Origin of the sequence: Thermanaerothrix sp., from assembly GCA_026417795.1 — a bacterium.
Classification (GTDB): Bacteria; Synergistota; Synergistia; order Synergistales; family Synergistaceae; genus Thermanaerovibrio.
Genome location: JAOACP010000041.1, coordinates 1 through 12250, shown reverse-complemented (window position 1 = coordinate 12250; position 12250 = coordinate 1). Strand labels below are relative to the sequence as shown.

7 protein-coding genes and 6 tRNA genes are annotated in these 12250 nt (G+C 59.4%); 4 read left to right on the top strand and 9 right to left on the bottom strand.

What is annotated here, in order from left to right; all coding sequences use genetic code 11:
- The first annotated feature begins 285 nt into the window (after positions 1 to 285).
- The 3 genes from arcD (N2315_08030) (at position 286) to arcD (N2315_08020) (ending at position 4769) form a co-directional block, all read left to right on the top strand.
- A complete protein-coding gene (gene arcD, locus N2315_08030) occupies positions 286 to 1704 on the top strand; it encodes an arginine-ornithine antiporter (GenBank protein MCX7829127.1) in 1419 nt (472 codons plus the stop codon).
- A gap of 307 nt (positions 1705 to 2011) precedes the next feature.
- A complete protein-coding gene (arcA, locus tag N2315_08025) occupies positions 2012 to 3244 on the top strand; it encodes an arginine deiminase (protein MCX7829126.1) in 1233 nt (410 codons plus the stop codon).
- A 106-nt stretch (positions 3245 to 3350) separates the two neighbouring features.
- Entirely contained in the window at positions 3351 to 4769 is a 1419-nt protein-coding gene (gene arcD, locus N2315_08020) for an arginine-ornithine antiporter (GenBank protein MCX7829125.1), read from the top strand.
- A gap of 85 nt (positions 4770 to 4854) precedes the next feature.
- Here arcD (N2315_08020) and ptsG read toward each other — a convergent pair whose 3' ends face one another.
- The 3 genes from ptsG to mgtE all read right to left on the bottom strand — a co-directional run bounded on the left by ptsG (position 4855) and on the right by mgtE (position 9398).
- On the bottom strand, positions 4855 to 6834 hold the full coding sequence (gene ptsG / locus N2315_08015; GenBank protein ID MCX7829124.1) for a glucose-specific PTS transporter subunit IIBC: 1980 nt from the start codon (positions 6832 to 6834) through the stop codon (positions 4855 to 4857).
- Positions 6835 to 6955: 121 nt separating this feature from the next.
- Positions 6956 to 7801: a transcription antiterminator gene (locus tag N2315_08010; protein MCX7829123.1), complete on the bottom strand. Its 846-nt coding sequence runs from the start codon at positions 7799 to 7801 to the stop codon at positions 6956 to 6958.
- 205 nt (positions 7802 to 8006) lie between these two features.
- Positions 8007 to 9398, bottom strand: a complete 1392-nt coding sequence (mgtE, locus tag N2315_08005; GenBank protein ID MCX7829122.1) for a magnesium transporter — start codon at positions 9396 to 9398, stop codon at positions 8007 to 8009.
- Positions 9399 to 10060: 662 nt separating this feature from the next.
- Between mgtE and N2315_08000 the strand changes: the two genes are divergently transcribed.
- Positions 10061 to 11263: a PDZ domain-containing protein gene (locus N2315_08000; GenBank protein MCX7829121.1), complete on the top strand. Its 1203-nt coding sequence runs from the start codon at positions 10061 to 10063 to the stop codon at positions 11261 to 11263.
- Positions 11264 to 11542: 279 nt separating this feature from the next.
- On the opposite strand, the gene N2315_07995 is transcribed toward N2315_08000, so the two are convergent.
- The 6 genes from N2315_07995 to N2315_07970 form a co-directional block, all read right to left on the bottom strand.
- Positions 11543 to 11618, bottom strand: a tRNA-Asn gene (locus N2315_07995).
- 36 nt (positions 11619 to 11654) lie between these two features.
- Positions 11655 to 11729 (bottom strand) — tRNA-Cys (locus N2315_07990).
- 19 nt (positions 11730 to 11748) lie between these two features.
- Positions 11749 to 11823, bottom strand: a tRNA-Gly gene (locus N2315_07985).
- A 20-nt stretch (positions 11824 to 11843) separates the two neighbouring features.
- A tRNA-Phe gene (locus tag N2315_07980) sits at positions 11844 to 11919 on the bottom strand.
- Positions 11920 to 11941: 22 nt separating this feature from the next.
- Positions 11942 to 12019: transfer RNA gene (locus N2315_07975), tRNA-Asp, on the bottom strand.
- 30 nt (positions 12020 to 12049) lie between these two features.
- A tRNA-Val gene (locus tag N2315_07970) sits at positions 12050 to 12124 on the bottom strand.
- Between the last annotated feature and the right edge of the window lie 126 nt (positions 12125 to 12250).

The window sequence follows — 12250 nt, the reverse complement described above, 5'->3', positions numbered from 1 at the left end:
AGGGGATCATATTTCGTTTGGATTCTTAGGGGAGGCAACGTTCCCTTTTCGTTTAGATTTTACGTGAGGCAATTCGTATTATTGACCCAAGATATGTAACGTGCTAACATAACACGACACGCGGGGTATCTTGTGGGCTGTAAACTTGACCGTTGTTTATGAACCCTGTGCAATGTGCCAAAAACACAGAACCCGGGGCGTTTCCCCCGTCATGGCGGGGGATGGGAGACGGCAGGCCCTCGGCCCCGTGGACGGGCAAAAAACACCAAGGGACGGGGGATGGGAATGTCCAAGAAGAAGCTGGGTCTTTTGTCGTTGGTGGCCCTGGTCATAGGGTCCATGATAGGGGCAGGGGTCTTCTCGCTGCCCTCCGACATAGCCCGCAACGCGGGTCCTGGGGCTATCTTGATAGGCTGGCTCATAACCGGGATAGGCATGATAGCCCTGGCTCTTACCTACCACAGCCTGTCCAACCGGAAGCCCGAGCTTGACGGCGGCATCTACAGCTACGCCAAGGCGGGCTTCGGGGACTTCATCGGCTTCAACGCCGCCTGGGGGTACTGGATAAGCTCCTGGCTTGGGAACGTGGCTTACCTGGTGCTGCTCTTCGAGGCGGTGGCTTACTTCTTCCCCCTCTTCGAGAACCGAGCCGCCGCGGTGGCGGGAGCTTCGGTGGTGCTTTGGGCCATCCACATACTTGTCTTAAGCGGCATTCGGGAGGCCGCCATAGTCAACCTCATAACCACGGTGGGCAAGCTGGTGCCCATAATATTCTTCACCGCCATGGCGTTCATAGGCTTCAAAGCGGATCTCTTCAACGCCGATTTCTGGGGAACCGGCGGGGCCTTCCAGTTCGGTTCGGTGCTGGAGCAGGTGAGAAGCACCATGATGGTGACCCTGTGGGTCTTCATCGGCGTGGAGGGCGCCGTGGTGCTCTCGGGACGGGCCGCCAGGAAGACCGACGTGGGCAAGGCCACGGTGATAGGCCTTCTTGGCACCCTGGTGCTGTACGTGATCATATCCCTGGCGTCGCTTGGCATAATGCCCCGGGAGGAGCTGATCGCCCTCAAGAACCCAAGCACCGCCTACATCCTGGAGAAGCTGGTGGGAAGCGGCGGGGCGGCCATCATCAACCTGGGGCTCATAGTGTCCCTGTCCGGGGCCACCCTGGGCTGGACGCTGCTGGCGGCGGAGATACCCTACGTGGCGGCGGAGGACGAGGTGTTCCCCTACTTCTTCTCCTGGGAGAACAACAACGGAGCCCCCGCCAGCTCCCTTTGGATCACAAACGGCCTTGTGCAGCTGTTCCTCATCATAACCCTGGTCTCCGAGAGCACCTATCAGGCCCTTTATACCGTGGCAAGCGCCGCCATCCTGGTGCCATACATCTTCAGCGCCCTGTACCTGCTTAAGCTGGCCAGCACCGGCGAGGGCTACGTAAGAAGGGAGTCCACCGCCTTCGACTTCGCCATGGGGCTTGTGGCGTCCCTTTACTCCATATGGCTCCTCTACGGGGCAGGGCTTCAGTACCTGCTCATGTGCGCGATCCTCTACGCCCCCGGCGCCATATTCTACTGGCAGGCCAAGAGGGAAAACGACGAGAAGGCCTTCGGAACCTTCGAGACCGTGGTGCTGATCATCCTATGCCTTGCCGCCATAGCGGCCATCGTGCTGATGGCCCTTGGGATCATCAAACCGCTGTAGCGGATTGCCGATGAAAACACAAACAAACTCCCCGGGGCCCCTAGAGGGCCCCTTTTTTCAGCCTCCCACAGCTTCTTTCACACCCCTTGCAGCCAAACAAAACACCAAGGGACAGGGCAAGGCTTAGGAGCAACGGCCTCATCGCCGGGGGTCAGTTGCCAAAAATCTAAACGGGTTTTAGAATAAAGGCAGCCTGTATCATGAACCGATTGACAATAGCGGTTTATTTGGTAAGGTAATGGTCGTGGGCTTATAGGGGAACAAAACCTTATAAAGACCCGATAATTTTAAGTAAGGAGGAATAAAATTGAAGCCCTCACCCCTCAAAGTAACATCGGAAATAGGGCGCCTTCGCTCGGTTCTTTTGCACCGTCCGGGCAAGGAGGTTGAAAACCTCACGCCGGACCTCATGGCCCGCCTGCTCTTCGACGACATCCCCTACCTCAAGATAGCCCAGGAGGAGCACGACGCCTTCGCCAAGGTGCTCAAGGACAACGGCGCGGAGGTGCTGTACCTGGAGGACCTGGCGGCGGAGGCCCTGGCGGACCGGTCCGTAAGGGAGTCCTTCATCGACGAGTACCTGAAGGAAGCGAAGATCCCCGGAGACGGCACCAGAGAGATGCTTAGGGAGTTCTTCCTCTCCATGGACGTGAAGGCCATGGTGGCCCAGACCATGGCGGGGGTGCGACGAACCGAGCTCCCCAGGGAGGAGCTCAAGTTTTTGTCCCTGGCTGACAGGTTGGACACCGACAATCCCCTGGTGGTGGATCCCATGCCCAACCTCTACTTCACCAGGGATCCCTTCGCCACCATCGGCACCGGCATCACGTTGAACCACATGCGCACCGAGACCCGTAACCGGGAGACCTTGTACGCCAAGTACATCTTCCAGCACCACCCCCGTTTCAAGGACTGCGACGTTCCCTTCTGGTACGACAGGACCGAGACCACTTCCATCGAGGGCGGCGACGAGCTGGTGTTAAGCCCCTCCGTCCTCGCCATAGGCATATCCGAGAGGACCGACGCCGCTTCCGTGGAGAAGCTGGCGAGGAAGCTCTTCAGCGACGAGCGCAGCACCTACAAGCAGGTGCTTGCCTTCAACATACCCAAGAAGAGGGCGTTCATGCACCTGGACACCGTGTTCACCATGGTGGACCGGGACAAGTTCACAATCCATCCCGAAATCGAGGGCCCGCTGCAGGTGTTCTCCATCACCCCCAACAGCAGCGGCATTCACATAGAGGAGGAACGCTCCACCCTGGAGACCATTCTCGCCAAGGCCTTGGGGCTCGACAAGGTCACCCTCATCCGCTGCGCCGGCGGAGACCCCATCGACGCCCCCAGGGAGCAGTGGAACGACGGGTCCAACACCCTGGCCATCGCCCCCGGCGAAGTGGTGGTCTACTCCAGGAACTACGTCACCAACCAGATCCTCCAGGACCACGGCATCGTCACCCACATAGTCCCCAGCTCCGAGCTCTCCAGGGGCCGGGGAGGCCCCAGGTGCATGAGCATGCCCCTGGTCAGGGAGGACATATAGGCAAAGGCACAGCCTTCAACCACAGGGGGGCCCTTGGGGCTCCCCTGGGCTTTGTGAAATAAAAATATAAATAAAGAAATCTTAAACAAAGGGAAAGGTGATAAAAATGTCCGAGAAGAAGTTGGGCCTGTTCTCCCTGGTGGCCCTGGTCATAGGCTCCATGATAGGGGCAGGGGTCTTCTCTCTGCCCTCCGACATAGCGCGAAACGCGGGCCCCGGGGCCATCGCCCTTGGGTGGCTCATAACCGGAATAGGCATGATAGCCCTGGCCCTCACCTACCAGAGCCTGGCCAACCGCAAGCCCGAATTGGACGGCGGCATCTACAGCTACGCCAAGGCTGGCTTCGGGGACTTCATAGGCTTCAACTCCGCCTGGGGCTATTGGCTCAGCGCGTGGCTTGGCAACGTGGCCTTCCTGGTGCTCCTCTTCGAGGCCATCGCCTACTTCATCCCCGCCTTCGGCAACAAGACCATGGCGGTGGCGGGAGCCTCGGTGATCCTCTGGGGGATCCACTTCCTGGTGCTCCGGGGAGTTAGGGACGCCGCCATAGTGAACCTCATCACCACCGTGGGTAAGCTGGTGCCCATAATCCTCTTCGCCCTGATGGCGGTGTTTGGCTTCAAGGCAGACGTCTTCAACGCGGACTTCTGGGCTACCGGCGGCGCCCTGGACTGGGGCAAGGTGCTTGAGCAGGTACGCAGCACCATGATGGTGACGCTGTGGGTCTTCATCGGCGTTGAGGGTGCGGTGGTGCTCTCCGGACGGGCGGAGAAGAAGTCCGACGTGGGCAAGGCCACGGTGATAGGGCTTCTCGGTACCCTGGCCCTGTACGTGGTGATCTCCCTGGCATCCCTTGGCGTCATGCCCCGGGAGGAGCTCATCAAGCTCCAGAACCCCACCACCGCCTACATCCTGGAGAGGATGGTCGGCAGCTGGGGCGCCACCATCATCAACCTGGGACTCATCATATCCCTCTCGGGAGCTACCCTTGGATGGACCATGCTGGCGGCGGAGATCCCCTACGTGGCCGCCAAGGACAAGGTGCTCCCCTCCTTCTTCGCCAAGGAGAACGAGAACAAGTCCCCGGTGAGCTCCCTTTGGATCACCAACGGGCTGATACAGCTCTTCCTCCTCATAACCCTGGTGTCCGAGAGCACCTATCAGGCCCTCTACACCATCGCCACCGCGGCTATCCTGGTTCCGTACCTCTTCAGCGCCCTGTACCAGCTTAAGCTCTCCATGACCGGCGAGGGGTACGGCCAGGGCGAGTCCAAGGGCTTCGAGCTCTTCATAAGCCTGGTGGCCTCGGTCTACGCCCTGTGGCTCATCTACGCCGCGGGCCTTGAGTACCTGCTCATGTGCGCAATCCTCTACGCCCCCGGCGCGGCCTTCTACTGGAAGGCCAAGAGGGAGAACAACGCCAAGGCCTTCGGCACCATGGAGACGGTGCTGCTACTTGGACTCTGCGCCGCCGCGGCTACCGCCGTCTACCTCATGGCCAAGGGCGTCATAAGCCCACTCTAAACCAAGACCGTTCCCAAAGGCAACACATACGAAAGGGGCCCCCGAACTTGGGGGCCCCTCATCTTTTTTATTTAGGGTTAGGAGATTAAAGGACCACGTTGGCCCCGTTCTCCCCGGCCTTGACATCCCCCTTGAAGAGGGTTACCTTGTCGGATCCTTTTACGTTGGTGAACACCACTGGCGTCACTATGGAAGGCGCCTTGGCGGATATGACCTTTAGGTCCGCCTCGATCAGCGGCTGCCCCTTCTTCACCTCATCCCCCTGGGACACCAGGGCCTTAAAGCCCTCGCCGTTCAGCTTCACCGTGTCGATTCCAACGTGAACTAGCACCTCAAGGCCGTCCACGGAGGTTATGCCCACCGCGTGCATGGTGGGGAACACAAGCGTTACCTTGCCGTCCACCGGGGAGACCACCAGTCCGTCGGTGGGAATGACCGCAAAGCCCTCGCCCACCATCCTCTCGCTGAAGGTCTTGTCAGGAACCTCCGACAGGTCCACCACCTTGCCGGACATGGGGGACGCCACCTTGACCCTCCGACCATCGCTGCGGCCCGCTATGTGCAGTATCTCCTCCTTGATGGCCTCCGACGCGGTGCCGAAGATGGCCTGGAAGTTGCGGTCCACCTGCATCACCCCTGTGGCCCCAAGGGCCTTAAGGGCCTCCTTGTCCACCGCCTTGGGGTCCTTGACGGATATCCTGAGCCTGGTTATGCAGGCGTCCAGCCTCTCGAGGTTTCCAGCTCCACCCAGGGCCTCCAGGATCTTGGCGGCAAGCTCGGTGGGGGCCTTGGAGGAGGAACCGTTGGAATCCATGGGAGCGTCCTCCCTGCCGGGGGTCTTGAGGTCAAGCAAGCGGATGAAGAAAGTGAAGATCACGTAGTAGGCCACGGCGAAACAGAGCCCCAGAAGCACCGCGATCCACCACTTCTCCCTGCCGGGCAGGATGCCGAAGAGGACGAAGTCTATGGCGCCTCCGGAGAAGGTGTAGCCCAGGTGCACCTTGAAGATGTAGAGCAAGAGGAAGGAGAGCCCGTCAAGCGCCGCGTGGATGAGGTAGAGCAGAGGAGAGGCGAAGAGGAAGGCGAACTCGATGGGCTCAGTGATGCCGGTGAGGAAGGACGTCAAAGCCGCGGAAGCCAGAAGCCCCGCCACCATCTTCTTGTTCTCCGGCTTGGCGTTGTGGTACATGGCCAGCGCCGCGGCGGGAAGGCCGAACATCATTATGGGGAACTCGCCCCCCAGGAAGAAGCCCGCCGTAAGGGGCACCCCGTCCTTAAGCTGGGCGAAGAATATCTTAAGGTCCCCGTGGACGATCTCCCCCGCCAGGGTCTTGTACTGGCCGAACTCGAACCAGAAGGGGGCGTAGAAGATGTGGTGGAGCCCAAAGGGTATGAGAAGCCGCTTGATCATGCCGAAGAGGAACACCGCCAGGGGCATGGCGGAGCCCATTATGGCGTTGGAGAAGCTGTTAAGCCCCTTCTGGGCGAAGGGCCATAGGAAGAACATGGCCACTCCCAGGAGGAAACCCGCGAAGGCGCTGGCTATGGGGACGAAGCGCTTGCCCGCGAAGAACCCCAGGAACTGGGGCAGTTCTATCTTGTAGAACCTCTCGTAGCACCAGGCCCCCACGAGGCCGCATATTATGCCTCCGAAAACCCCGGTCTGAAGGGTCGGTATGCCCACCACCAGGGCATAGGAGGGGTTGCCGCCCTTGAGCACCATGTCCACCGTAAAACCTCCCACGGCGCTCATGGTGGCGTTCATGACAAGGTAGCACACTATGGACGCCAATGCCGCCACGCCGGATAGCCCCGCAAGGCCCACCGCCACGCCCACCGCGAAGAGAAGCGCCAGGTTGTCGAACACCACTCCGCCGGCGGATGCCATCATGGTGGCCAGCTTGCTCCACCCGGGCCCCGACAGGAACGGGGCCACCTCAAGGACCGTTGGGCTCTTGAGGCTGAACCCCACCGCCAGGAGGAACCCCGCGGCGGGAAGGATGGCCACCGGCAGCATGAGGGCCTGCCCTATCCGCTGAAGCTTACCGAAGAAACCCTTTAACACTTCACATCCCCCCAAATAAGGATATAAAAAAGGGCATGAGCGAAACAGTGCCTTGTGTGGCACCGCCTCGCTCATGCCCGAAAAGCCGGTAACACGCGATAACGGAGCTTGATATGCCCGACTATTTGCTATGTTCTGTGGAATTATATAGCCGGTGTATGTGGATGGTCAAGTAGACCACCTCCGCCTTGGGCACCGGCTTGCTAAGGGCGTTCTGAAGGAATAGGCACAGCTTGGCGGCTATGCCGTAGGGGATCGGGTGTTCCCTGCGCATCACGTCCTCCATGACGTCCATGGGGTCCCCGTCCATTGAGGCCTCTATGCGGTCTATGGAGAAGCTCAGGTGTCTTATGAGCCTCATGTACTGGGGGGACTTGCGGTTAAGGGGGAAGCCCAGGGACTCCTCGGTTATGCGTATCATCTGGGAGATTATGTGGTTCTTCCTGGAGACCTGGCTTAGGCTCTCGCCTCCCATGGCGCTGTGCACGTGAAGGGCCACGAAGGCGGACTCGTCGTCCGGCATGGGAAGGTCTATCTCCTCGGAGAGCCAGCGGATCATTGCCTGGGCGGCGGCGTACTCCTTTGGATACAGCACCTCAACCTCCCTTAGGAACGGGTTCTTGACCGCTATGCCCTCCCTAAGGCGTTTTACCGCGAAGAACAGGTGGTCCGTGAGGCTCCAGTGGATCCTCTCCCCCAGGGTGGCCCCCAATAGGTCCTCCATCATGGCTATCCCCTGGGTCACCAGGGCCGCGAAGGCCTGGTCCACCTCCTGAAGCACCTTGGCGTACCGTATCCGCTCCCCGGGGTCCTTGAGTACGAACACCTTCTCCGCCTGGTCCTCGTCCACCGGGTCTCCTACGCGCTTTCCAAACCCAAGGCCGCATCCCACCAGCACCGCCTCGTATCCCGAACGGTGCAGGGCTATCACCACGTTGTTGTTGAGCACCTTCTGGACCTTGAGCATCCTATCAGCCCCCAAGGGGGAGTCGTTCCCTTTTCACAGCGCCGCCGCACACGCCGCCCTGCCAAAATCCCGCAAGGCCTTTAGCAGCGGCCCCACTGATAATATATAATTAATGCCTAACGGTCAAAGGGACCCGCCCCGTAAGTGGGGCAGGTCCCACCTCCTAAGGGCCTTTAAACCCCCAGGAAGCCCGCGGCGGGCCGTTTCACAGCCCCAGCATCAGCTTGGCGGTGGAGAAGTATATGAGCAAGCCGGTTATGTCCACTATGGTGGTAAGCGCGGGGCTCGCCACCACCGCGGGATCCTGTCCCATGCGGTGTGCCAGCATCGGGAGCACCGCCCCCACCAGGGTGGCGCTCACCACCTGGATGGCCAGGGCCAGGGCTATGGCCATGGCTATGTTAAAAAGGGAGAACCCGTCGGGTATGGTGCTCCCCTGGGACAGGTACATGACCTTGGCCCAGGATATGACCCCCAGGACCCCCGCCAGCATCAGGGATATCTTGAACTCCTTGAAAAGCACCTTGAAGCAGTCCTCGTAGGTTATCTCCCCAAGGGCCAGGGCCCGGACCACCACCGTGGCGGCCTGGCTTCCGGTGTTGCCGCCGGTGTCCGCCACCATGGGCATGTAAAGGGCCAGTATCATGAGGCTCATGAGGGTGGACTCGAAGGAATGGATGATAATACCCGACACGAAGCCCAAGGCCGCCAGGGCCACGATCCAGGCGGCCCGGTTCTTGAAGTGCACCCACGCGGGGGTCTTGAGGTACGGCATCTCCCCGTGGGCGCCCCCTATGGCCATGAGCTTCTCTATGTCCTCGGTCTGCTCCTGGGTTATTATGTCCAGCGCGTCGTCGTGGGTGATTATCCCCACCATCACGTCATCGTAGTTCAGAACCGGCAGGGCTATGAGGTCGTACTTCTGTATCTTCCTGGCCGCCTCTTCCTGGTCGTCGTCCACCCTAACGAATATGGGGTCCTTCTTCATGAAATCCCTCACCCTGGCGTCCTTGGGGGCCAGGATGAGCTCCCTGAGGGACACGAACCCCTGCAGGCGGTGCTGGTCATCCACCACGTAGGTGTAGTAGATGGTCTCGCTGTCCGGGGCTATCTCCCTTAGGTGCTCTATGGCCTCCTGTGCGGTCATGTGGGGCGATATGGTGGCGTAGTCGGAGGTCATGACCGCCCCTGCGGTGCCCTCCTCGTAGGCCGCAAGGCGCCTTATGTCCTCCCGCTCCGCCTGGGCCAGGGCCGGAAGCAGCGCCGTCTGGCTCTCCTCCGGCAGGGCCTTGAACAGGTCCGCCCGGTCGTCGGGGGACATCTCCACCAACAGCGCCACCTTCTCGTCCCTCTCAAGGGACTGGAAGACCTTAAGCTGCATGTCCTCGTCCAGGTGGCTGAAGATCTCACCCATTCGGGACACGTCAAGGCCTCGGAGTATGCCGAAGGCCTCCTCAAAGGGAAGCTCCGACAGGTACTCCGCCACCGCCGCCGGGTGGGCCTCTTTTATAACCGTGAGAAACTGATTGGGATTCCTATCGAGGAAAGAAGCGATGTCGTCGATCCTCTCCAAAGTCTTGGCCTCAGCCCTTCCCATTGGAAACACCTCCTGTCCCCCGGTTCCGGGGGAACCCAAAGGCCCATGGGACAGGGTGGAGCAGGCTCAAGCCCCTCGGAGCTTAAAGGCCAAGCCCCCTGAACCCAGGGAACGCGGGAATCCCGGACCGGGATATGTGGTTTTGGAATGGAAACTTGTTGCATAAGGGCACGCAGGATCTACTACTGGGATCTTCCATACCCCACCGGGACCTCCTTTCCCTGGTTCTGATGCTCGATGGCCCTCAAACTTCTTGAGGGCACGATTTTTCATTATACCCAAAGACGCGTCAGGGTCAATGGGATTTTTGAGGCGTGTGTGCCCGGCCAGTGATTATAAGGGGACAGATAAAATGTCATCATAAGAAAGGATGGCGTTTTCTTGGGTTAAGAAGAAATCAAGGCAAATACATGTCACGGAGCAGCTGCTTGAAGGGAAGATCTCGGTGAGTCAAGCATCCAACCTCGCTTAGACCTCCACAAGCTTCGCGGCGAAACTTGCCGCAAGCAGGGAGCTCGGGCGGCTCGGCACCGTCCTGAAGCTGTTCCTTGGAACCGGATTGACGCTGCTTCCCCTTGCCCTGTTATATCAAGCCTTTTAAAAAAACACTATAATTTCCTCACGTTCGGATCTTCATGAAATGTTCCAGGGGAGGTGTCGACATGAGGTTCAGGTTTGTTTCCGCGTTTTTCCTGCCGTTTCTTCTTTCCATGGCTTTGCTTTTTCCCTCTGCTGGCGCAGCTGCAGCGGCCGCGGTGGAATACTGGCACGTTCCGACGTTCTATTCCACCGTTGCCGAGGCGGAAGGCGCGATCCGGAACATGCAGGACAAGTTCGTGGGGTGGGAAGGGATTCCTCTTCAGCGAATCGAGATCGACCCAAGCGGGCTCCGGACCTTCGGAGCCATGGACTACACCAACACGAGGCAGCAGTGGGTCTATACCGGCCTGGGACTGACGGGAGGCTACTATCAGCCGGTGGTGGAGCCGGTCCACGAAGAGGAAACGACTGTGGTCCAGCTCGGGAAGGTCAAAACCATGCGCCTGATGAACTACCCGGATCTCGACAAGGAATACAAGTGGGGCGTGTCCATGCTGGTGGAATCCCCCGGAGGGTACGACATCAAAACGTTCCGGACGCCTACCCGCGCTTATGCGGAGACCCTGTACAACGCCCTTCTTTCCCTGGCGGTTGCCGCCGGAGCTTCAGTGGAGCTGCCCCGGATCGGAGCAAAGTTCGAAAACATCACGGAAAAGGATCTGGAATCGAAGGCCTTCAAAGAGCTTGAGCTGAAGGAGCCGAGGGGCATGAAGCTAACCTGGCTGGTCCAGGAAAGCCCCGCAGCGGCAGCGGGGTTGCGGGAAGGCGATGTGATCGTCCAATGCAACGACACCCCAATCGAGAACACAGAGCAGTTTTTTCGGGACGTCCTGGGTAAGTACCCCTCTTACACCTTCAAGGTCCTGAGGAAGGACGGAACGGTTTCCAGGTTTGTGGAGCCTCTGCCGGTGGAAAAGCTTCCAAAGGTTCCGCCGTCTCTGAGCTTCGCTTTCTCAAGCCCGGCAGGCATTCCCGCCGCGCCGCAGGCCCCCGTGAGGCTCGGTTTTTCCCTGCGGCTTCCGAACGATGAGGAACTTAAGGCGATGAAAGGAAAAACCGGGGCCGTTGTCTCATCGCTCACCGCAGGGGGAGTGGCGGAAGCGGCCAAGCTGAAGGTCGGAGACATCCTGCTGGAATGCAACGGAAAACCCATTCCAAGCCCCGAGGGGCTGGCCCCGCTGCTGGTGCGCGGCGAAAACGTCTTCTCCGTCCTTCGGGGCAGAGAGGTCCTGCAGATCAAGGTAACTCCCGAGGTGAGCTACTGAAAGGCGAATGGGATGGGATGCATCAGGCCCCCATCCCCTTCGCCTTTTCCCGATTTCGAAAGCTTCAGCTGTTTTTCTTTACCTCCAGCGACAGCTGTTTGAAGGGAAGATCACGGTGAGTCAAGCATCTTACCTCTTTGGGTTGAGCTAAGCGCCATGTAAAGAGGCTTAAGGGGAAGGTAAGGGAAGGCGTAACATGCCGGAGGTTAATGGGGCAATGCGCATAAGGGCGCACGCACGAAAAAGCCCCCTCCCTTACGGGAGGGGGCTTGATTGTTCTGGCTCCTCGGCCAGGACTTGAACCTGGAACCTAGTGGTTAACAGCCACCCGCTCTGCCGATTGAGCTACCGAGGAACGCGCCTTTATATAACACAAAATTGGGCGAAAAGCTGGAGGCGGCACCCGGATTCGAACCGGGGAATAAAGGATTTGCAGTCCTCTGCCTTACCACTTGGCTATGCCGCCCAATTCTAACTCCAAAAGATGGAGCGGAAGACGGGATTTGAACCCGCGACCCCAACCTTGGCAAGGTTGTGCTCTACCCCTGAGCTACTTCCGCCCGCAAGACGAACCCTTAAGTGGTGGCGGGACCCAGAATTGAACTGGGGACACACGGATTTTCAGTCCGTTGCTCTACCAACTGAGCTATCCCGCCGACACCAAACGTCCGAAAAAGATGGCGGGGCTGACGGGACTTGAACCCGCGGCCTCCGGCGTGACAGGCCGGCGCTCTAACCGTACTGAGCTACAACCCCACCTCTAACCTGGCTGTGTCATTGTTCTCATGGTGGGCGGAATAGGGTTCGAACCTACGACCCCCTGCTTGTAAGGCAGGTGCTCTCCCACTGAGCTATCCGCCCCGATCAGCACGAGAGGAAGTATAGCAAGGGTCCCAAAAACTGTCAACACCCGAATTGCCTCACGTAAAATCTAAACGAAAAGGGAACGTTGCCTCACCTAAGAATCCAAACGAAATATGATCCCCT